18 protein-coding genes are annotated in these 20,676 nt (G+C 55.9%); 13 read left to right on the top strand and 5 right to left on the bottom strand.

Annotated features, from left to right (window positions below; all coding sequences use genetic code 11):
* On the bottom strand, positions 1-555 hold the full coding sequence (locus tag ACH518_RS18565; RefSeq protein WP_445371160.1) for a hypothetical protein: 555 nt from the start codon (positions 553-555) through the stop codon (positions 1-3).
* Between the two features lie 724 nt (positions 556-1,279).
* On the opposite strand from ACH518_RS18565, the gene ACH518_RS18560 reads away from it, so the two are divergent.
* The gene (locus ACH518_RS18560; protein WP_445371159.1) at positions 1,280-2,191 is read left to right on the top strand and encodes a DMT family transporter; all 912 of its coding nucleotides are present in this window, start codon (positions 1,280-1,282) and stop codon (positions 2,189-2,191) included.
* Positions 2,192-2,206: 15 nt separating this feature from the next.
* On the opposite strand, the gene recN is transcribed toward ACH518_RS18560, so the two are convergent.
* Positions 2,207-3,895, bottom strand: a complete 1,689-nt coding sequence (gene recN / locus ACH518_RS18555) for a DNA repair protein RecN (protein ID WP_445371158.1) — start codon at positions 3,893-3,895, stop codon at positions 2,207-2,209.
* A gap of 4 nt (positions 3,896-3,899) precedes the next feature.
* Entirely contained in the window at positions 3,900-4,781 is an 882-nt protein-coding gene (locus ACH518_RS18550; RefSeq protein ID WP_445371157.1) for an NAD(+) kinase, read from the bottom strand.
* Positions 4,782-4,984: 203 nt separating this feature from the next.
* Between ACH518_RS18550 and ACH518_RS18545 the strand changes: the two genes are divergently transcribed.
* Together ACH518_RS18545 and ACH518_RS18540 are read left to right on the top strand one after the other, a co-directional pair.
* The gene (locus tag ACH518_RS18545; protein ID WP_278211269.1) at positions 4,985-5,635 is read left to right on the top strand and encodes a LuxR C-terminal-related transcriptional regulator; all 651 of its coding nucleotides are present in this window, start codon (positions 4,985-4,987) and stop codon (positions 5,633-5,635) included.
* A gap of 121 nt (positions 5,636-5,756) precedes the next feature.
* A complete protein-coding gene (locus ACH518_RS18540; RefSeq protein WP_445371156.1) occupies positions 5,757-7,103 on the top strand; it encodes a diguanylate cyclase in 1,347 nt (448 codons plus the stop codon).
* Between the two features lie 28 nt (positions 7,104-7,131).
* Here the strand turns inward: ACH518_RS18540 and ACH518_RS18535 are convergent, their stop codons facing one another.
* Both ACH518_RS18535 and htpG read right to left on the bottom strand, forming a co-directional pair.
* Entirely contained in the window at positions 7,132-7,557 is a 426-nt protein-coding gene (locus tag ACH518_RS18535; RefSeq protein WP_445371155.1) for a hypothetical protein, read from the bottom strand.
* Between the two features lie 1,220 nt (positions 7,558-8,777).
* Positions 8,778-10,715 carry a molecular chaperone HtpG gene (htpG, locus tag ACH518_RS18530; RefSeq protein ID WP_445371154.1) on the bottom strand — a complete coding sequence of 646 codons (1,938 nt, stop codon included), beginning with the start codon at positions 10,713-10,715 and terminating at the stop codon, positions 8,778-8,780.
* 125 nt (positions 10,716-10,840) lie between these two features.
* On the opposite strand from htpG, the gene ACH518_RS18525 reads away from it, so the two are divergent.
* The 10 genes from ACH518_RS18525 (at position 10,841) to ACH518_RS18480 (ending at position 20,676) form a co-directional block, all read left to right on the top strand.
* Positions 10,841-12,469: a tetratricopeptide repeat protein gene (locus ACH518_RS18525; protein ID WP_445371153.1), complete on the top strand. Its 1,629-nt coding sequence runs from the start codon at positions 10,841-10,843 to the stop codon at positions 12,467-12,469.
* Positions 12,470-12,471: 2 nt separating this feature from the next.
* Positions 12,472-13,155, top strand: coding sequence for a sensor histidine kinase (locus tag ACH518_RS18520; protein WP_445371152.1), 684 nt, complete (start codon positions 12,472-12,474; stop codon positions 13,153-13,155).
* Between the two features lie 88 nt (positions 13,156-13,243).
* Positions 13,244-14,314 carry a dTDP-glucose 4,6-dehydratase gene (gene rfbB / locus ACH518_RS18515; protein ID WP_445371151.1) on the top strand — a complete coding sequence of 357 codons (1,071 nt, stop codon included), beginning with the start codon at positions 13,244-13,246 and terminating at the stop codon, positions 14,312-14,314.
* Positions 14,311-15,207 (top strand): dTDP-4-dehydrorhamnose reductase, encoded by an 897-nt coding sequence (gene rfbD, locus ACH518_RS18510; protein ID WP_445371150.1) that lies wholly within the window; start codon positions 14,311-14,313, stop codon positions 15,205-15,207. The genes rfbB and rfbD overlap by 4 nt, the downstream gene beginning before the upstream one ends.
* Positions 15,208-15,209: 2 nt before the next feature.
* Positions 15,210-16,094: a glucose-1-phosphate thymidylyltransferase RfbA gene (gene rfbA, locus ACH518_RS18505; protein WP_445371149.1), complete on the top strand. Its 885-nt coding sequence runs from the start codon at positions 15,210-15,212 to the stop codon at positions 16,092-16,094.
* Between the two features lie 168 nt (positions 16,095-16,262).
* Positions 16,263-16,811, top strand: coding sequence for a dTDP-4-dehydrorhamnose 3,5-epimerase (gene rfbC, locus ACH518_RS18500; RefSeq protein WP_445371148.1), 549 nt, complete (start codon positions 16,263-16,265; stop codon positions 16,809-16,811).
* A 43-nt stretch (positions 16,812-16,854) separates the two neighbouring features.
* Positions 16,855-17,853, top strand: a complete 999-nt coding sequence (pseB, locus tag ACH518_RS18495) for a UDP-N-acetylglucosamine 4,6-dehydratase (inverting) (RefSeq protein WP_445371147.1) — start codon at positions 16,855-16,857, stop codon at positions 17,851-17,853.
* The gene (gene pseC / locus ACH518_RS18490) at positions 17,850-19,016 is read left to right on the top strand and encodes a UDP-4-amino-4,6-dideoxy-N-acetyl-beta-L-altrosamine transaminase (RefSeq protein WP_445371146.1); all 1,167 of its coding nucleotides are present in this window, start codon (positions 17,850-17,852) and stop codon (positions 19,014-19,016) included. Before pseB ends, pseC begins: the two co-directional genes overlap by 4 nt.
* Complete coding sequence (locus tag ACH518_RS18485; RefSeq protein WP_445371145.1) at positions 19,013-19,906, top strand: aldo/keto reductase; 894 nt, start codon at positions 19,013-19,015, stop codon at positions 19,904-19,906. Before pseC ends, ACH518_RS18485 begins: the two co-directional genes overlap by 4 nt.
* The gene (locus ACH518_RS18480; RefSeq protein WP_445371144.1) at positions 19,903-20,676 is read left to right on the top strand and encodes a cytidylyltransferase domain-containing protein; all 774 of its coding nucleotides are present in this window, start codon (positions 19,903-19,905) and stop codon (positions 20,674-20,676) included. The genes ACH518_RS18485 and ACH518_RS18480 overlap by 4 nt, the downstream gene beginning before the upstream one ends.

Genomic DNA, 20,676 nt, shown 5'->3' with positions numbered 1-20,676 from the left:
CTATGTGCCGGCAATTGAAAGTGGCTTTGACATTTGAATTTGGCGGTACTTCTTAACGCCAGCGCGTAGTAACACCGTCATGCACACGGTGCACACAATGAACTGAAGATGCTCCTTGCTCTTAGCCTGCGACTCAAACGCCTTGATGCCACTTTGATATATCTCTGAGTTTTCCGCCCATCGAGTAAGTTCAAGTAGCCTAAGTTTCTGTCTTTGACTTGATAGTGATTCTTGGTCTAGCTGATGCGCAAAATCATTTCTGATTTTTCTCAGCATTTGCAGTGCGTGTTCGAAGCTTGAGTCAATGGCTCCAAGCCGATGAGCAAAGGCGATCTTGGCTGAGAAGGTTCCAAGCATTCGATCTCCTTCGAAAAGGGGATCCGTACCACCAGGATGCGGTGCTAGGAGTCGTTTGAGAAGCCGCTCTAGATCTACGTCTAGCCGAGCTGCAGCGAGAATTACAGTTGCGCGTTCGCTTTCGTCAAGCAAAGATTTTGCCAATGAGAACATATCCTCGAGTAAATCAATTAGCTCTTCTTTAGTCGAATGGGTCATAGAACTATGGTGCTCCTGCATATCAATTCGAGGAGCCTAGCGTAGAACTAAGCTGACCGCTGGAGCGCAGCGGAAGCGGGTCGGCTTGAGCAAAATGTGTACGCCCAGCATGGGCATGAACTTATGGGGTGCAAGTCCCCAGTCGGAGAATTCAACGTTAATCATGTTAGCGATCATAACGACTAGCCGTGGGCAAAGGCAAGGCCGTGAGGGCTTGTCAGAAGGAAGCCTAAGGGCCGTAGGCTGGGTGGAGCGGCAGCGATACCCAGCTTTAACGGCTTTTAGCTGGGTTTCATTATCATTCAACCCAGCCTACGTCCACGAATGCAGATTCCGTTTATTATCCATTAGCGGTAATTGGAAAGTTCAGCCAACTGTCGCTTATGGGGTGTAACAAGACAATCGCGCCTTATCTTACCAAGCGGCGAATCTCCTGAGAACCGAAATCCAGCCCAAATAACGTGGCACAACATAAAACCCGGCGGCTTTCATTCCAACCTTGGCAGGCACATAGCCATTTTTTGTTGTACTAACGGACCAAATCCGGCTACTATCCTGCCCATGATACTTTCCAATCTGCTTTTTCTCGTCAATAAACGCCGCTGGCTATGGGGCTTACCTATTGCCGTGGTGTTTGCGTTTTTCTAAAAACTTTCAAGCAACCGCGGGCTTGCCGCAGTTGCTTCGTCATTTGCCAAAGGCCCGCATCGATTCAGGAGGCCCAATGGCTACAACCGTTTCCACCCATTCATTTCAACACCGCCGTTTGCTCGGCTTTGGTTTGGCGACTTTGGCCGCGATCGGTTTTTCCGGCAAAGCCATTTTCGTCAAGCTTGCTTATGGCGAAGCGGTCGATGCCGTGACTTTGTTGGCGTTGCGGATGCTGTTTTCGGCGCCGTTTTTCCTGATCGTGGCCTTGCGCCATGCCTGGCAAAAACCGGCGCAGGCCTTGAACCGGCGAGATTACGCGGCGTTGTTGTTATTGGGCCTGCTGGGTTATTACCTGTCCAGCCTGTTCGACTTCATCGGCCTGCAATATATCTCCGCCGGTCTGGAACGCTTGATTCTGTTTTTGTATCCGACCTTGGTCGTGGTGTTGTCGGCGCTGTTGTTGCATAAACCGTTCGGCCGCAAAGAGATCGTCGCCTTGTTGCTCAGTTACGCCGGGATCGGCGTGGTGTTCAGCGATCAAGTGACGTTGCAGGCCGAACATTTGTGGTTGGGCGCCGGTTTTGTGTTTGCCAGCACGTTGACTTACGCGGCGTATCTGATCGGCACCGGCGAGACGGTGGCCAGGATTGGTGCGTCGCGCTTTACCGCCTACGCGATGCTGGTGGCCTGTGCGGCAACGCTGATCCAATTCCTGTTGACCCATCCGCCGCAGGCGCTGCTGGTCTCGGCTCGGGTCTATCAATTGAGTTTTTGGATGGCGATTGTGTCGACCGTGTTGCCGGTATTCATGCTGTCGGCCGCGATCCGGATCATAGGCTCCAGCCATGCTTCGCTGATCGGCGCGCTTGGGCCGGTGGCGACGCTGTTTTTAGCGAACGTGTTTCTCGGCGAACAACTGAGCACCTTGCAAATGGCCGGTGCGGCGCTGGTGTTGGCCGGGGTGTTGAGCCTGTCGCGAAAATGAACCGCGGCGCAGGCCTTAGTGCCGGTCGTCGGCCGATCCGCCCGAGGCCAGCATTTCCCTGGCATGGGCCAGCGTGTTTTCGGTGATGGTGACGCCGCCCAGCATCCGCGCCACTTCATGCACCCGTTCCTCCTCGCTGAGCCGGCGGACGCTGGACGAGGTGACGGCGGCCTTCTGGTTTTTGGCGACGAACAGGTGCTGGTGAGCTTGAGCCGCGACCTGCGGCAGGTGAGTCACGCACAGCACCTGGCGGTTGCGGCTGAGCCGGCGCAGTTTCTGACCGACGATTTCGGCGATGCCGCCGCCGATACCGGAATCGACCTCGTCGAAGATCATGGTCGGCGTGGTTTTGTCGGTGCTGGTTGTAACTTGAATCGCCAGACTGATGCGCGACAATTCGCCGCCGGAGGCTACTTTAGCCAAAGGTTTGGCCGGCAGGCCGGGATTGGTGCTGACCAGGAATTCGATCTGGTCCAGGCCGTTGCGCAGCGGTTCGGCCTGTTCCGGCGTCTGCAGTTTGACGATGAATTCGCCGTGCGGCATGCCCAGTTCCTTGATCGCGTCGGAAATCCGTTGCTGCAGTTCGGTGCCGGCCTGGCGCCGGTTGGCTGACAATTCGGCGGCCAGTTTGCGGTACTGGTTCAGCAAACGTTCGCAGTCGGCGTGCAGCGCTTCGATGCGTTCGCTGCTGTGGCTGAGATTGTGCAATTCTTCGCTCAAGCCCGCGGCCAGGGCCGGCAGTTCTTCCGGCTGGACTTTGTGTTTGCGGCTGAGCGACTGGATCACGCCGATTTGGGTTTCCAGCCAGGCCAGCTGCTGCGGATCGGCCTCCTGGTTTTCCAGGAAGCGGCGCAATTGCTGGGTGGCCTCGCCGATCTGGATTTCGGCGTCGCCGAGCAGTTCCGCCACGCCGCTCAGTTCCGCTGCGTATTGGCTCAGCTCTTGTAGTGCGTGAATCACGTGGCCCAGCATGTCGGCGACCGACTGCTGGTCGTTGTCGTACAAAATCTCGAGTTGTTGTTGGCCGACGCCGAGAATTTTACCGAGGTTGGCCAGTTTGTGGTGTTCGTCGGCCAGGGCCTGGTAATCGAAGTTTTCCAGGTCCAGTTGCTGCAGTTCTTCCAGTTGGTAGCGCAGCAATTCCTCGCGCTCGGCCTGGTCGCTGCCGGCCTTTAGCAGTTGCTGCAATTCCTTGTGCGCCTGACGCCAGTTTTGGTAACACGCGTTGAGTTGTTCCAACAAGGTCTGATTGTTGGCGAAGCCGTCCAGCAGCCGGCGTTGCTCTTCGCCGTCCAGCAAGGTCAAATGGGCGTGTTGGCCGTGGATTTCCACCAATTGCCGGCTCAAGGCCTGCAGGGTCTGCAGATTGACCGGACGGTTGTTGATGTAAGCTTTGGAGCGGCCGTCCTCGCTGACCGTGCGCCGGATCAGGCACTGGCTGTCGTCGTCCAACTCTTGGTCGGCCAGCCATTGTTTGACCAGCGGCGCCTTGCTCAAATCGAATTCGATATTGATCTCGGCCCGTTTGCTGCCGGGACGGACGTAGCCGGAATCGGCGCGGTCGCCGAGCGCCAGGCCCAGCGCGGTCAACAGGATGGATTTGCCGGCGCCGGTTTCGCCGGTCAATACCGACATGCCGGGGTCGAGGTCCAGATCCAGGGCGTCGACCACGGCCAGGTCGAGAATGTTCAGGTTCAGCAGCATGGGTTCAGGCGGGGTAGCCGCTCCAGTTGAGTTTGCTTCTCAGGATATGGAAAAAATCGTGATCTGCCGGGTGCAGAATTGTAATCGGTTTCTCGGCCTTCTTGATGACGATCTTGTCGTTGATGCGGACGTCCGGAATTTCCAGATGGTCGCAGGTCACCAGGGCATTGATTTGTTTGGCGCGACTGAAGCGGACTTCGATGGTGACTTTGTCGTCGATCACGATCGGCCGGTTGGACAAGGTATGCGGATTCAGCGGCACCAAGACCAGGGCGTGCAACGCAGGATGCAGGATGGGGCCGCCGGCCGACAGCGAATAGGCGGTGGAACCGGTCGGCGTGGCGACGATCAAGCCGTCCGAGCGTTGTGTGTTGAGATAGACACCGTCGATGCTGGTGACGATCTCGATCATGCTCGGCGTGACCCAGCGGTGCACCACCACTTCGTTGACCGCGGTTTGCTGGTGGATCAGCGTGCCGTCGCGGATGATGGCCGCATTCAATAAGTGGCGTTGCTCGGTTTTGTAGTTGCCGGCCAGAATCTGTTCCAGGCTGCCGGAGAGTTGTTCCGGCGAGATATCCGCCAGAAATCCGAGCCGGCCCAGATTGACGCCCAGCAACGGCACGTCGAAATCCGCCACCGCCCGCGCCGCGGCCAGGAAGGTGCCGTCACCACCCAAGGCCATCATCAGATCGCAATGCTCCGGCAAACGCTCGATGTAGACGCCGGTGACGTCGGCGTTCTCGATCAAATCGGCGCTTTGGCTTTCCACCGCCACTTGAAAACCCCGGCGCAGCAGATAGCGGTAGAGTTGGTTCAGCGTCGGCGCGATTCCGGGGTCGCCGAACTTGCCGACGAGGCCGATACGCTGGAATGGGCTTGGCATGGCATAGGGTTGGTTGAGAATGTTGCCCGGATTATACAAACAGGTCGGCGGAAAGTCTTGGCGCAAGTTGCGCCGGGGTCGCGCGCAGCAACTTTGTGTATAGGTATTTGGGCCTATAGACAAAACAATGGATGTGGCTAGAATCCGGAAATTTTTAAAGGCATATTTGATTTGCCCCAGTTTATTTTGCTTGATCCCAACCCATGAAATTCGACCGAGTAATCCTGGTTGTCGACGAAGACATCTCTTCCTACAAGGGCATTTTGCGGATGGCCGAACCGCTGGCGGCCGAGGTGGTGCATTTTGCCTGTCGTCACGAATTGAGTCGGTGGACTGTCGAGAACCGTGACAGTTTCGATCCGGGCAAGTTGGCTTCCAGCGTGGTGTTCGATCCCGAGTTTCTGGACATCTTCGACAACGGCCCGTTCGACGAATTGTTCGGCCAATGCCCGCGGATTTGTATCAGCCGCAGCGGGCGCTTGTCCAGGGCGGTGCAGGCGATCAATTCCGGCCTGTTCGATTTTATCGAGAAACCGTTTCGGCTGGAGCAGATGCAGCAGGTGTTGGAAAATTCGTTGGCATCGCACGAGCGCGATAGGCGCCGACTCAGCGACTTCAAAAGTTTAACCCGCCGAGAATTGCAGACCTGCCAAATGGTGGTGAGCGGCCTGACGAACCGGGAAATAGCGGAACAGCTGGATATTTCCATCAAAACGGTCAAAGTTCACCGGGCCAATTTGATGCGCAAAGTGCGGGCTAAATCCGTGACCGAATTGCTGCGCGGTTACGACGAATTTATGGTCAAGATCAACGGCGTACCGAGTCTTGTGAAAAAATTCTCCGTGGGGGCGTGAAGCCTCGTTATCCCGGAGCGGCTGCAGTGGACTGGGCGGCCTGAGTCCCGGCCGATAAACGTCCGGCCAATCCTTTTTGCGATACCGGTTTAACTTCAACTGCTAACCGAATTACCCTTTGATGGAATTGACTCTGTTTCCTACTATCGGCGCTATTGCCCAGCGTCAAATCTTGCGAGCATCGCTCGATATGAGTGTGCGCGAGGTCTCCGAGTTGCTGAGCCGGAACAATGTCAGCAGCGTCGTCATCGAGCAGGCGGACGGCCACTACGTGTTTTCGGTCGAAAATCTGTTGCAACACGTCCATTCAGGCGGCCGCAGCGGCGTGACCCTCGGCGAGTTGCCGATTCGCAAAATTGCCTGTCTGGACGAGAGCGAACATATATTGGTGGGGCTGGAGGTGCTGGAAAATAGCGGCGACCGTTATCTGGGGGCGGTAGGGGCCGGCGGCGAGCTGGTAGGCATCTTGACCTATACCGATATCCTCTCGGCGGTCGATCCGACGGTATTGGTGCAAAAGAAAACCATAGGCGAACTGATTTCCCGCACCGAGCCGGTCACGTTTTCGCCGGACTGGATCCTGGAAGACGTACTGAGTCACCTGCGGAAACTGGAAGATTCGATTATCGTGATCGACGCCGGGATCCCGGTCGGCATCATCACCACCAAAGACATTTTCCGGATTTTGTCGTCCGGCAGCGCTACCGATTTGCCGTTGACGGAATACATGACCAGCCCGGTCGCAACCACCGATACCGGCGCGACGATACACGACGCCTTGATGCAATTGAAGACCTTAAAGATCAAACGCTCGGTCGTCGTGGACGAAAACCGGCGTTTGGTCGGCGTCGTCACTCAAAGCGAGCTGGTCGGATTTGCCTACGGCACCTGGATCGATTTGGTCAAACACCATGCCAGCGAACTGAAGGAATTGGTCAGTTTTCTGGAATCGAAAGCAACGGGATTGGAAAAAACGGCGCTTAGCGATCCGTTGACCGGTATCGGTAACCGGCGCATGCTGCAGAAACGGCTGGAAGAAGAAATTCAGCGCATGCGGCGTTACCGGTCGACGCCGTTTTCGTTATTGCTGATCGACATCGACCATTTCAAAAACGTCAACGACAGCCACGGCCACATGGTGGGCGACGAAGTCTTGAAAGTGCTGGCATCCGCTCTGCGCGGCCTGGTCCGGGCCGTTGACGACGTAACGCGCTGGGGCGGCGAAGAATTTGCGATTTTGTTGCCGCATACGCCGGTCGATAATGCCGTCGAATTTGCGGAACGAGTCCGCCAGACGATCGCCAATCTGGTTTTCCCGCGCCAAATTCGGACGACCGTCAGTATCGGCGCCGGCGAGTTTACGATGACGGAAACCGAGCAGGCGTTCTTCGAGCGGGTCGATCAGGCCTTGTATCGCGCCAAGCGCAACGGTCGCAATTGCGTCGTCGCCGATGCCGACGCAGCTTAATTGACCTGAAGCGGCCGCCCGGAAGCCGTCACATCACGAAAAACGTACTCAGGTAAACCGCACCCAGCAACGTGGACAGCAAGCCGAGTTTGTTTTGCAAAGTCAGCGATTGCCAATAAAGCTCGCACTCGGTTTTTCGCCGCACCCAGGCATTCATCAGTGCCTGCTTTAGCCGGCGCTGTATTCGTGGCAATGCTTTCCACAGCGCGTAAAGCGCCGAACCGCCAAGTGCCAACAAGATGTAAAAGGTGATGATCTGGCTGCCGTGGCGGGTGGTGTGAAAAGTATGCTCCACGGCATGTTCGATGCCAAGCTCGAACCATTCGAATGCCAGGTGCAGCATTTCGAACAGGAAGTGGGCGACGCTGAAAACCAGGTCTATCGTCATGTCGTACATTGCCAAACCGGCTCCGACGCCGGCCACGGCTATTAAATCCAGATGTTGCCTAATCATGCCAGTGCCTCTTTAAACAGTGATACAGCATCGTTTCCATTGCCGGCAGCTCCGCCAGCCGCCGCAGTTTACTCGACCGTGATGGCAGGCGCAAAGCCCGCCATCAGCGGAAAATCCGCCGACATTCCCTTGGGGGGAGAAATGTCGCAACGGATTCGGCAAGATTGTAATAAAACATCGATTCGATACCAAAATATTTTTGCATTGCCCCCGTTCCACAGAGCGATTGTGGTCTTGGGGGAGGACTGGTGCGGATTTTCTTCCCTGCTGCCGCGCCCGGCACCGGAGAGAATGGCGAGAAAATACCCGCAGGGGAGCGGCCGGGATGTGGCTCGTTTTGTAGCGAAAGTGTCTCTGCTGTCGGTCCGAGAACCGACGTTGAAATAGGGTCCGCGATAGCCGAAACAATATGTGATATTCGAATTTGTCTGGGGATTTGCATTCCTCCGATTACGCTTCGCTAATCGGAGCGACGCGGGCTGCGAGTTTTTCCCCTGATGCCGCGCCGAGCACCGGAGGGTTTGGCGAGAAGTTGCCCGCAGGGGAGCGGCAGGGATGCCGCTCGTTTTCGGAGGGCTAGGACAGCCCTTCCGAAAACCCTCGACAAACCCGGAGGAGCGCAGGATTCAAGCAGCATGGGGTGTCGTTTCTTTTGGATACTTTTCTTTGGACAAGCAAAGAAAAGTATCTCGGCTGTCGGTCCGAGAACCGACATTCAAATAGGCTTCGCGATAGCGGAAACAATACGTGATATTCGAATCTGTCTGGGGGATTTGCATTCCTCCGATTACGCTTCGCTAATCGGAGCTACGCGGACTAAAGTTCCCAAGTGGGAACGGGAGAAAAAAGACCCGGCAGCCATACTGACCGCCGGGCGTCGGGTTTACTTATTTGGCCAGTGTTCAAGTAGCAAAGCCAGATAAAAAGCGGCTTTACTTGCTTTTGCAAGGTCGATTTTCAACTCGATCTTTGGCGTCTTCAGGCTGAACATATCCATGTCCTCCATTGCTGCCTTGCCGATTCAAGTTATCGGCACCTCTTGGGCCTCTTGCCCGCCTTTGCATTCAATGCGCCGGGTCTATATGGGGAGGAAATGATATTGAGTCGAAATATTCAACGATTTCCAATTTCAAGCCATACATCGAGCACCCCATCAATAATTTGATTTAAAATTTTAGAAAAAAAGGCCGGTTTCCCGGCCTTTTCCAAATCGAATCAGGTTATTTCAACAATCCCTGCAACAACCCATTCAACTTATGCACAAACGCCGCCGGATCGTCCAACTGGCCGCCTTCGCTGAGGATGGCTTGGTCGAACAAAATATGGCTGATGTCGGCAAAGCGTGCGTCGTCCTGCTCGTTTTTCAGGGCCTGGACGATGGCGTGGTCCGGGTTGATTTCGAAGATCGGTTTGCTGTTGCCGCCCACGCCGAACATGCCGCCGGCGTGGCCGGCTTCCTTCATGAGCCGTTCCATGTGCAGGCTCATGTCGTAAGCGCCGGTCACCAAACAAGCCGGGGAGTCGGTCAGACGGTGGCTGATTTTGACTTCGCTGACTTTGTCGGTCAGTACGTCCTGGATTTGCTTGACCACCGATTCGAAGTCCTTGCTGACTTCTTCCTGGTGTTTTTTCTCTTCTTCGGTGTCGAATTTGTCCAGGTCCAGCTCGCCCTTGGCAATCGATTGCATGTGCTTGCCGTCGAACTCGGTCAGGCTGGACACCAGCCATTCGTCGATACGATCGGTGAGCAATAACACTTCGATGCCTTTCTTGCGGAACACTTCCAAATGCGGGCTGCTTTTGGCGGCGGCGAAGCTGTCGGCGGTGATGAAGTAGATTTTTTCCTGACCTTCCTTCATCCGGCTGACGTAGTCGGCTAACGACACGTTTTGGGTTTTGTCGTCGGTATGGGTGGACGAGAAGCGCAGCAGGCCGGCGACGCGGTCCTTGTTTTTGTGGTCTTCGATCGGGCCTTCCTTAATGACGTTACCGAACTGCTCCCAGAATTTTTGGTATTTCTCCGCGTCGTTCTCGGCCAGATCTTCCAGCAGGCCCAATACCTTTTTCACGGCGCCGCCCTTGATGGTGCTGATCTGTTTGCTTTGTTGCAGGATCTCGCGCGATACGTTTAATGGCAGGCTATCGGTATCGATCACGCCGCGGATGAAGCGCAGGTAGCGAGGCATCAATTGTTCGGCGTCGTCGGTGATGAACACTTTTTTGATGTACAGCTTGACGCCGTGTTTGGCGTCGCGATCCCACAAGTCGAAGGGGGCGCGGCCTGGCACGTATAGTAACAAGGTGTATTCGTTGGTGCCTTCTACCTTGCTGTGGACGTGGGCCAGCGGGTCCTGGAAGTCGTGGCCGACGTGTTTGTAGAACTCGTTATATTGTTCCTCGGTGATGTCGTCCTTGGATTTGGTCCACAAGGCCGACGCGCTGTTGACGGTTTCGTCTTCGATACGGGCCGGTGCGGTTTCGTTTCCGTCATCGTCTTTCTCAGCCGGGATTTCCTGGCTCATGATGATGGGCAGGGAAATGTGGTCCGAGTACTTCTTGATGATGGAGCGCAGTTTCCAGGCGCTCAAGAACTCATCTTCGCCTTCTTTCAGATGCAGTACGATTTCGGTGCCGCGGCTGGCTTTGTCGACCGATTCGATGCTGTATTCGCCCAGGCCATCGGATTCCCAGCGCACGCCTTCGCTAACCGGCGCGCCGGCCTTGCGGGTGGTCAATGTCACTTTGTCGGCGACGATGAAGGCCGAGTAAAAGCCGACGCCGAACTGGCCGATCAGTTCGCTGTCCTTCGCTTGGTCGCCGGTCAGGCGTTCGAAGAATTGTTTGGTGCCGGATTTGGCAATAGTGCCGATGTGGTCCTGCACTTCCTCGCGGCTCATGCCGATGCCGTTATCGGTGATGGTGATGGTCTTTTTGGCTTCGTCGAAATCGACGCGGATTTTCAGCTCGCTGTCGCCTTCGTACAAGCTGTCGTTGGCCAGGGCTTCGAAGCGCAGTTTGTCGGCGGCGTCGGAACCGTTGGAGATCAGCTCGCGCAAAAAGATTTCCTTGTTGCTGTACAAGGAGTGAATCATCAAGTGCAGCAAATGTTTGACTTCGGTTTGAAAACCTAGGGTTTGTTTGTTTGCCTCAACAGTCATGTCTATACTCTTTTGGTTGTAAAGTGGACTTGGGCAAGTTGGGGATGACCGTTAAATTTTTCAAGGCCGCGGTCGCGGCAGTCGGGGCAAGCGGGTTTTATGGTCTCGTTAGTTGAATCTCGCTTATGAAATTGAGTTTAGCCGCTAAGCCGATTCTGATTGTCGAAGACAAGCCGGTGATTCGTAAGTCGATACGCGACATGTTGTACGGCTTGAATGCCGATGCGATCGTCGAGGCCGACAGCGGTGTGGCCGCCGTCAACGCCATGGCGAAAACCACGTTCGAGATCGTGTTGTGCGACTACAACCTGGGGCCGGGCAAGAACGGTCAGCAAGTGTTGGAGGAAGCGCGGCATCGCAAATTGATCGATTACCGCAGCATTTTCATTTTAATCAGTTCCGAACAATCCACCGGCGCCGTGCTGGGCGCAATGGACAGCAAGCCGGACGAGTACCTGACCAAGCCGTTCAATGCCCAGCAATTGATCAGCCGCTTGCATCGGCACTTTGCGCGCCGCGAGTATTTGGCTGCGATCGAAAAGGCGATGGCGAAAGGCGATTTGGCGCAGGCGATCCGGCACTGCGACACCTTACTGGAAAGTGGCGACGGGACGATGCGCCTGCATCTGCTGAAAATGCGCGCCGAGTTGGCAACCTCTGCCGGCGATTTCGAAACCGCGCGGCAGATTTACGGTGAAGTATTGCAGCATCGGGATTTGCCTTGGGCGCGTCTGGGCCTGGCCGTGATCGACTTTCAAACCAACGATATCGAGCAAGCCATCGCCGGCCTGCAGAGCCTGGTGGCGGACAACCCGATGCTGATGGAGGGGTACGACTGGCTGACCCGAGCCTACGAAGCGCTGGAACGGCATCAGGAGGTTGAACAAGTGTTGGCGCAGGCTTTGGAATTGTCGCCCCAATCGATCCTGCGGCAGAAGAAGTTTGCCGAGACGGCCGATAAAAACGGCAATCTGGAAGCGGCCGAAAAAGCTTATAAGGCGGCAGTCAAACTGGGTAAGCATTCGGTTCACGGCTCCTGTAGCGACTACGCCGGTCTGGCTAAGTTATACGCCAAGACCAATGCCGGCGAGGAGGCTTTAAAGACACTGAATGAAATGCGCCAGGAATACGGCAACCTGCCGGAGGCCGAACTACGGGCGGCGACCTTGGAGGCCGATCTGTTCCGGGCGCAGGGCGACGAGGACGCGGCGCAGCAGGCTTTGGATAAAGCTTTGGAGCTTTGCGCTCGCTTGGGTAGCAAAGCGCCGCGCGAGTTGCAGTTGGAGGTGGCGCGTTCGTGCTTTTTGAACGAGCAGATCGGCAAAGCCGAGGCCATCCTGCACGGATTGATTCATAACCATATCGACGACGAGCCATTTCTGAACAATTTGCGCGCCATGCAAAGCGGGATCGGCATGCATAACCACTCGGAAGTCCTGATTCAAAAAACCAAACAAGTTTTGGTTGCCACCAACAATAAAGGTGTGGCGCTATACAAGCAGGGTAAATTCAATGAAGCGCTGGATTTGTTCGAGCAGGCATTTTCGGCGATGCCGGAAAACAAGACCATCATCTTAAACATGCTGAAAATTATTATTCACGACTTGAAAGTAAATCCGTTCGACGAAGATAAGGAGCGTCGCGCCAAAACGCTACTCAAGAAAGCCAAGTTACTGGGCGTGGAGCAGCACAAACTGGGCGTGTTGCAACTGGAATTCGGCAAATTGCAGCGCGCCGCCGTTGCCAAGGTCTAGCTGTGTCCGGCCGCTTGGAGCGCGATGCGCTGTTTCCGACGCTGTTGGCATTCACAGTGCACGACATCAAAAATTCGTTGGGCACCTTGCTGGAGTTGATCCGCCAGTTCTCCGCCAAACGCCAAACCGAAGCCGGCGATTTGGGACTGCTGGAATTCGAGGCGGTGCGCATTAACCATAGTCTGATGCAACTGCTCGTGTTATATAAGGTTGGGGCTCAGAAATTCAGTTTGGACATCGACCAATGTGCGGTGCTCGATTTGCTGCAGGAAGCGGTGGATCAGCAAGCGCGGCTGTCTACCTTGCACGAGGTCGAGCTGCGGCTGGATTGCACCGACGAGTTGCAAGCCTATTGCGATTTCGACAATATCGCCAATGCCTTGGCGGCGGTGTTGAATAACGCCTTACGCTATACTCGGCAGACGGTGTTGGTGTCGGCCGAGCAGGACGGCGACTATTTGCAGATCGCGATCGAGGACGACGGCGCCGGTTATCCGCCGCATTTTCTGCAGGCCGATTTGACCAACGCCGCCGAGCTGGATTGGGTCAACGGCAATACCGGTCTGGGCCTGTATTTCGTGTCGGTGATCGCCGGGTTGCACAAAAACGCCGGCCGCTGCGGTTACGTCAAGATCGACAATGCCAGCCGGCTGGGCGGAGCCCGGTTTCGGCTGTTTTTGCCTTGATTTGGCCGTTACTAAGTTACAATAAACGCCGCGGCGGCGTAGAGGGATGAAGACCGCCAGGAACACACAACAATAATATCCGTTGCATATGAGCATTTTAGTTACCGGCGGCGCCGGCTTTATCGGCAGCAATTTCGTTCTGGATTGGCTGGCGCAGAGCGACGAAACCGTCGTCAATCTGGATAAGCTGACCTATGCCGGCAACCCGCAAAATCTGGCCGCGCTGCAAGCCGATGCCCGCCACGTGTTCGTGCACGGCGATATCGGCGATTACGAGTTGGTGCTGGGCTTGCTGAAGCAGCACCAAGTGCGCGCCGTGGTCAATTTCGCCGCCGAGTCCCATGTCGATCGTTCGATACATGGCCCGGAAGATTTTATCCAGACCAATATCGTCGGCAGTTTTCGTTTGCTGGAAGCGGCCAGGGAATATTGGAACAATCTGCAATCCGCCGAGCAACAGGCGTTCCGCTTTCTGCATGTCTCTACCGACGAAGTTTACGGGTCGCTGGAAAAAACCGATCCACCGTTCGCCGAAACCAACCAATACCAGCCCAACAGCCCGTATTCTGCCAGCAAGGCCGCCAGCGACCATCTGGTTCGCGCTTACCACCATACTTACGGTTTGCCGGTGCTGACTACCAATTGTTCGAACAATTACGGCCCCTACCATTTCCCGGAAAAGTTGATCCCGCTCTGCATCCAAAACGCGTTGTCCGGCAAGCCGCTGCCGATTTACGGCGACGGCCAGCAAATCCGCGACTGGTTGTACGTCAAAGACCATTGCAGCGCTATTCGACGGGTATTGGCTGCCGGCAAGCTGGGCGAGGTCTACAACGTCGGCGGCTGGAACGAAAAGGCTAATCTGGATGTGGTAAATACGCTGTGCGCGATACTCGACGAACTGCAGCCGCGTGCGGACGGCAAGTCGTATGCCGAGCAAATTACCTATGTCAAAGACCGGCCCGGCCACGACCGCCGCTATGCGATCGATGCGACCAAACTGGAGCGGGAATTGGGCTGGAAACCGGCGGAAACTTTCGAAACCGGGATACGCAAAACCGTGCAGTGGTACCTGGACAACCAGGCCTGGGTCAAAAATGTCTTGTCCGGCGATTACCAGGCCTGGCTGGATAAAAACTACTCGGGACGGGCCGGGTGAAGATTTTACTGTTCGGCAAGAACGGCCAGGTCGGCTGGGAACTGCAGCGCAGTCTGGCGCCGCTAGGCGAATTGCTGGCCTTGGATCGCCAGGATCGGCAGCACTGCGGTGACTTGAGCAATCCGGAAGGCATCGCGGCTACAATACGGGCTCTACGCCCCAATGTAATCGTCAACGCGGCCGCTTACACGGCGGTCGATAAGGCCGAAACCGAAATCGAGCTGGCCAATACCATCAATTGCGCGGCGCCGCGGGCGATGGCGGACACAGCGGCGGAATGCGGCGCTTGGTTGCTGCATTATTCCACCGACTACGTTTTTAATGGCAGCGGCAATCAAGCTTGGCGGGAAGATGATGCGACCGGGCCGCTAAATGTCTACGGCCAGACTAAATTGGCCGGCGAACGTGCGATTCAAGCCAGCGGCTGCCGGCATTTGATCTTTCGCACCAGTTGGGTGTACGCCGCGCGCGGGAACAATTTTGCCAAGACCATGTTGCGGCTGGCGCAGGAGCGGCAGCAGTTGTCGGTGATCGACGACCAGATCGGCGCGCCGACCGGGGCCGAGTTGTTGGCCGACGTCGCGGCTCACGCCATCCGCGCCGGATTGCGCACGCCGGATGTCGCCGGGATCTATCATCTGACGGCGGCCGGCGAGACTTCTTGGTACGAATACGCCCATTTTGCGCTGGATTTCGCCCGCCAAGCCGGCGTCGCGTTGAATACGCCGAAGCAGGCGGTCACCGCGATCCCGACCAGCGCCTATCAGACACCGGCCAAACGGCCGTTGAATTCGCGCTTGAATACCGAGAAATTGCAGGCCGCATTCGATTTGCGCTTGCCGCCATGGCAGGCAGGGGTCGAGCGCATGTTGTCCGAGTTGTATGGAAGGTAACCATGAGTCAACGTAAAGGCATTATTCTGGCAGGCGGTTCCGGTACCCGCTTGTACCCGGTCACCAAAGCGGTTTCCAAGCAATTGCTGCCGATTTACGACAAGCCGATGATTTATTACCCGCTCAGCACCTTGATGCTGGCCGGCATTCGCGACATTCTGATCATTTCCACGCCGCAGGATACGCCCTTGTTTCAACAGTTGCTCGGCGACGGCAGTGATTGGGGGTTGAATTTGCAGTATGCGGTGCAACCCAGCCCGGACGGCTTGGCGCAGGCGTTCATCATCGGTCGCGATTTTGTCGGAGCCGAACCCAGCGCCTTGGTGTTGGGCGACAATATTTTCTACGGCCACGATTTGTACCAGCAATTACGGACAGCAAACGACCGCAGCTCGGGCGCGACGGTTTTCGCCTACCACGTACAGGACCCTGAGCGTTACGGCGTGGTCAGCTTCGACGCGGAGGGCAGGGCCTTGTCGCTGGAGGAAAAGCCGGCCCAGCCGAAGAGCCATTACGCCGTGACCGGCTTGTATTTTTACGATAACCAAGTGGTCGATATCGCCGCCAATTTGCAACCTTCGCCGCGCGGCGAGTTGGAAATTACCGACGTCAACCGGATCTATCTTGAGCGTCAACAACTTAGCGTTGAGATCATGGGCCGTGGCTATGCTTGGCTGGATACCGGTACCCACTCCAGTCTGATCGAAGCCAGCAACTTCATCGAGACCATCGAGTCTCGCCAGGGGCTGAAAATTTCCTGCCCGGAGGAAATTGCCTGGCGTAGCGGCTGGATCGGCGACGAGCAGATCGAAAAATTGGCCAAACCGCTGGCAAAGAACGGTTACGGTCAATATTTGTTAACATTGTTGAATAAGCAAGTATTTTGATTGGCCGAACTGGTCGCATGCGATTTTTGGTCGCCCACAAAACTGACATCAAATCCGAATAAATTTGGTGTTCATATATCCTGTGGCATAGAGGCTAGCCGTTTTGCGACTTGCGTTAAATTGCTATCGCTCAGCCGCAGTCACTTTCGTTTAGATTTTAGGTAAGCCATGCAAGCCAGCCGTCTTTCCATTCCCGATGTCGTATTATTCACCCCTAAAGTGTTCGGCGACGAGCGCGGCTTTTTTTTCGAAAGTTTCAACGAAAAATTGTTCAGGGAATTGACCGGCGTCGAAGTCAACTTTGTGCAGGATAACCACTCGAAATCGCAAAAAGGCGTGTTACGCGGCTTGCATTACCAAATGCCGCCGATGGCCCAAGGCAAGCTGGTCCGGGTTGTACAGGGCGAAGTATTCGACGTCGCGGTGGACATTCGCAAAAGCTCGCCAACTTTCGGCCAATGGGTCGGCGAAATATTGTCGGCCGATAACAAGCGGCAAATGTGGATACCGGAAGGCTTCGCCCACGGTTTCGTGACGCTGTCCGATACTGCGGAATTTCTCTACAAAACCACGAATTACTATGCGCCGCAGCACGAGCGCTGTATTGCCTGGAACGACGAGAGTCTGCAAGTCAATTGGCCTTATGCCGGCGAACCGGTTCTCTCCGGAAAAGACCAAGCCGGCGTGTCGTTGGACGAGGCTGAACTGTTTGCTTGAACCCGCTCGACGGCCGGCGCTATAAAATTCTTTCTTGATTAATATGCTTCACGACAAAACCATACTGATTACCGGTGGTACCGGTTCCTTCGGCCACACCTTCGTGCCGTTGACTTTGGCCAAATACAATCCGCGCCGCCTGGTGATTTTCTCCCGCGACGAGATGAAGCAGTGGGAAATGGCGAAGTTGTACGGCGACGATCCGCGCGTCCGCTTTTTCATCGGCGACGTGCGCGATAAAGACCGTCTGGCCCGCGCGTTGAACGGTATCGAATACGTCGTACACGCCGCGGCAACCAAAATCGTGCCGACTGCGGAATACAACCCATTCGAATGCGTCAAGACCAATATCATCGGCGCGATGAATCTGATCGACGCCTGTATCGATCAGGGCGTGAAGCGAGTGGTCGCTTTGTCTACCGATAAAGCCAGCAGCCCGGCTAATCTGTACGGAGCGACCAAACTGGCTTCCGACAAATTGTTCGTCGCCGGCAATTCGTACTCCGGCAAAAACGAAACCCGGTTTGCCGTGGTGCGTTACGGCAACGTGATGGGCTCTCGCGGTTCGGTGATTCCGTTTTTCCAATCCATCGCTCATAAAGGCGTGTTACCGATCACAGATGCCCGGATGACGCGCTTCATGATCACGTTGGAACAAGGTGTCGATCTGGTCTGGCGCGCCTTCGACGACATGGTCGGCGGCGAAATTTATGTCAAGAAAATCCCGTCGATGAATATCGTCGATATCGCCCGTGCGGTGGCTCCCGATGCGCAGCACGAAATCGTCGGCATTCGCCCCGGCGAAAAATTGCACGAGCAAATGATAGGGCTGGAAGACGCGCCTTATACCTACGAGTACGACGACTACTACAAAATTCTGCCGGCGATTCATAACTGGAGTTCCGATCCCGAGCGCATCAACCAGGGGGTGCGGGTGGCGCCGGATTTTATCTATTGTTCGGACAACAATACGGAATGGATGAGCGTGGTCGAGTTGCAGGCCTGGCTGGAACAGAACCGCGATAAAGTCGGCAAAATATGACCGCAGTCATTCCTTACGGCCGCCAGGATATCAGCGAAGCCGACATTCAGGCGGTCATCGATGTCTTAAAGTCCGATTTTCTGACGCAAGGGCCGGCAGTCCCGGCTTTCGAAACCGCGGTTTCGGAATATTGTGGCGCGCGCCATGCCATTGCCGTGAATAGTGCGACGTCGGCGCTGCATATCGCTTGCCTGGCGTTGGGCGTCGGGCCCGGCGACGTGGTCTGGACCAGCCCGATTACTTTCGTCGCCAGCGCCAATTGCGCCTTGTACTGCGGTGCCAAGGTCGATTTCGTCGATATCGATCCGCGTACATACAACCTCAGCGTCGCGGCATTGGAACAGAAACTGCAGGCGGCCGAACGGGACGGGAAGCTACCCAAAGTGGTGATACCGGTGCATCTGTGCGGGCAATCCTGCGAGATGGCGGCGATCCATGCCTTAGGCGAAAAATACGGCTTCAAAATCATTGAAGACGCTTCGCACGCGATCGGCGGAAAATATCGGAACCAGCCGATCGGCAATTGCCGCTATGCCGATATCACCGTATTCAGTTTCCATCCGGTCAAAATCATCACGACCGCCGAGGGCGGTATGGCGCTGACCAACGATGCCGGGTTGGCCGATAAGCTGGCCCTGCTGCGCAGCCACGGTATTACCCGCGATCCGGCGCAAATGACGCACCAGGCCGATGGCCCCTGGTATTACCAACAGATTGCGCTCGGTTACAACTACCGCATGACGGATATCCAGGCCGCTCTGGGTTTGAGCCAGCTATCGCGGCTGGACGAATTCGTGGCAAACCGGCAGCGCCTAGCAGCGCGTTACGACAGTTTGTTGTCGGCGTTACCGGTCGAGATTCCTTGGCAGCACCCGGACAATTATTCCGCGTTGCATTTGTACCCGATCAGAATTCCGGAAGGTGTCTCTGCCTACAGCAGACTGAGTGTGTTCGAAGGCCTACGCGCAGCCGGTATCGGCGTCAACGTGCATTACATCCCGGTGCATTTGCAGCCGTATTACCGACAGCTGGGTTTCCAGCCCGGAGACTTTCCGGAAGCTGAAGGTTATTACCGCGCCGCGATCAGTCTGCCGCTCTATGCGACCTTGACCGAAGCCAACCAAGACCGCGTCGTCGCAGCGTTGCGTGGACAATTGCAATGAAGATCGGTTTGGGTACCGTACAATTCGGCGTCGATTACGGCGTTTCGAATAAAGACGGCAAAACGCCAGCTGCCGAAGTCGCCGCTATTCTGGCGGCGGCGGATGAGCTGAAGGTTCGGGTGCTGGATACGGCCACCCTGTACGGCGATAGCGAACAGGTCTTGGGCCATTGTTTGCCGGCGGCGGCCGGGTTCGATATCGTGACCAAAACCCCGCAATTTGCCAAACCGGTTTTGGATGCCGATGATGCCGAACGATTGCAACAAGTCTTCCACGAGTCGTTAACAAAGCTGAACTGCGATTCGGTATACGGCTTATTGATTCATCGGGCGGACGATCTGTTCGTGCCCGGCGGCGAACGTTTGATGGCTGCGTTAACCGGCTTGAAGCAGCAAGGCTTGGTTGCCAAGATCGGGGTTTCGGTGTACGACTCGGCGCAGATAGACCAAATTCTGCAGCGGTTTGATATCGATTTGGTGCAACTGCCGATCAGTGTTTTGGATCAGCGCTTGCTGGTTAGCGGCCATTTGCAAAAACTAAAAACGGCCGGAGTCGAGGTGCATGCCCGCTCGGTATTTTTGCAGGGCTTGTTGCTGATGGATGTGTCGGAAATTCCGGCGTATTTCGCTCCGGTGCGGCATGTTCTCGAAGCCTATCACGCATTTGTTCGCGCCCGAGGATTGACGCCGCTACAAGCCGCAGTGGGGTTCGTGTCCGGCTTGACCGAAATCGACCAAATCATTTGCGGCGTGAACAATGCGCAGCAACTACGCGATATCTGCGACGCCGCCAACGTCGAGCTCGATTGCGGCGAGTTTGCCGGGTTCGCCATCGGCGCAGAAGCGATAGTCAATCCGGCTTTGTGGCGGCTGGAACCAGGAAAATCATGATATTAGCGATATTACAGGCTCGGCTGTCGTCGTCCCGCTTGCCCGGTAAGGTGTTGATGCCGTTGTTGGGAGAGCCGATGTTGCTCAGGCAAATCGAACGGCTGCAAAAAGTCCGTCACATCGACCGGCTACTGGTCGCTACCAGCAGCGAGATGGCGGACGATGCGATAGCAAGCTTATGCGAGCAACATGCAGTCGACTGCTTTCGCGGCAATCTGCAAGACGTGCTGGACCGGTTTTATCAAGCGGCAGCGAGTTACCACCCGGATCACGTGGTGAGGCTGACCGCGGATTGCCCGTTGGCCGATCCCGGTTTGATCGACCAAGTCATCGAATTTTATCTGGCCGGCGGTTACGACTATGCCAGTAACGCCATACAGCCGACCTTCCCGGACGGCTTGGATGTCGAAATCTGCCGCTTTGCCTGCCTGGAACAGGCTTGGCGCGAGGCCGAGCTGCCATCGCAACGCGAACACGTCACGCCGTTCATTCACCAGCAGCCGGAACGCTTCAATCTTGGCCATTTTTTCAATCGCGAAGACTTGTCGCATCTGCGCTGGACTGTCGACGAGCCACGAGATTTTGAATTGGTCTCGCAGATTTACGCCGCTTTGTACCCGGCGCATCCGGATTTTTCGACGCCGGATATCCTGCAGTTATTAGCCGAGCGGCCCGAACTGGCCAATTGGAATACGCAACATCAACGCAATGAAGGTTATCTTAAATCTGTTGCCGCCGATGCTCAGCAATCGTCAAACCCAGCGAGTTAA

Source organism: Methylomonas sp. HW2-6 (assembly GCF_052474525.1).
The sequence above is the reverse complement of the archived record's forward strand: the minus strand, read 5'-3'. Positions and strand labels throughout refer to the sequence as shown.

Excerpts from the sequence above, each read along its gene's own strand:
- pseC (WP_445371146.1), top strand. The coding sequence starts at position 17,850 with ATGACCGCAGTCATTCCTTACGGCCGCCAGGATATCAGCGAAGCCGAC.
- ACH518_RS18480 (WP_445371144.1), top strand. The coding sequence starts at position 19,903 with ATGATATTAGCGATATTACAGGCTCGGCTGTCGTCGTCCCGCTTGCCC.
- ACH518_RS18485 (WP_445371145.1), top strand. The coding sequence starts at position 19,013 with ATGAAGATCGGTTTGGGTACCGTACAATTCGGCGTCGATTACGGCGTT.
- ACH518_RS18545 (WP_278211269.1), top strand. The coding sequence starts at position 4,985 with ATGAAATTCGACCGAGTAATCCTGGTTGTCGACGAAGACATCTCTTCC.
- recN (WP_445371158.1), bottom strand. The coding sequence starts at position 3,895 with ATGCTGCTGAACCTGAACATTCTCGACCTGGCCGTGGTCGACGCCCTG.
- pseB (WP_445371147.1), top strand. The coding sequence starts at position 16,855 with ATGCTTCACGACAAAACCATACTGATTACCGGTGGTACCGGTTCCTTC.
- ACH518_RS18535 (WP_445371155.1), bottom strand. The coding sequence starts at position 7,557 with ATGATTAGGCAACATCTGGATTTAATAGCCGTGGCCGGCGTCGGAGCC.
- rfbC (WP_445371148.1), top strand. The coding sequence starts at position 16,263 with ATGCAAGCCAGCCGTCTTTCCATTCCCGATGTCGTATTATTCACCCCT.
- ACH518_RS18550 (WP_445371157.1), bottom strand. The coding sequence starts at position 4,781 with ATGCCAAGCCCATTCCAGCGTATCGGCCTCGTCGGCAAGTTCGGCGAC.
- ACH518_RS18540 (WP_445371156.1), top strand. The coding sequence starts at position 5,757 with ATGGAATTGACTCTGTTTCCTACTATCGGCGCTATTGCCCAGCGTCAA.
- ACH518_RS18565 (WP_445371160.1), bottom strand. The coding sequence starts at position 555 with ATGACCCATTCGACTAAAGAAGAGCTAATTGATTTACTCGAGGATATG.
- htpG (WP_445371154.1), bottom strand. The coding sequence starts at position 10,715 with ATGACTGTTGAGGCAAACAAACAAACCCTAGGTTTTCAAACCGAAGTC.
- rfbB (WP_445371151.1), top strand. The coding sequence starts at position 13,244 with ATGAGCATTTTAGTTACCGGCGGCGCCGGCTTTATCGGCAGCAATTTC.
- ACH518_RS18525 (WP_445371153.1), top strand. The coding sequence starts at position 10,841 with ATGAAATTGAGTTTAGCCGCTAAGCCGATTCTGATTGTCGAAGACAAG.
- rfbA (WP_445371149.1), top strand. The coding sequence starts at position 15,210 with ATGAGTCAACGTAAAGGCATTATTCTGGCAGGCGGTTCCGGTACCCGC.
- ACH518_RS18560 (WP_445371159.1), top strand. The coding sequence starts at position 1,280 with ATGGCTACAACCGTTTCCACCCATTCATTTCAACACCGCCGTTTGCTC.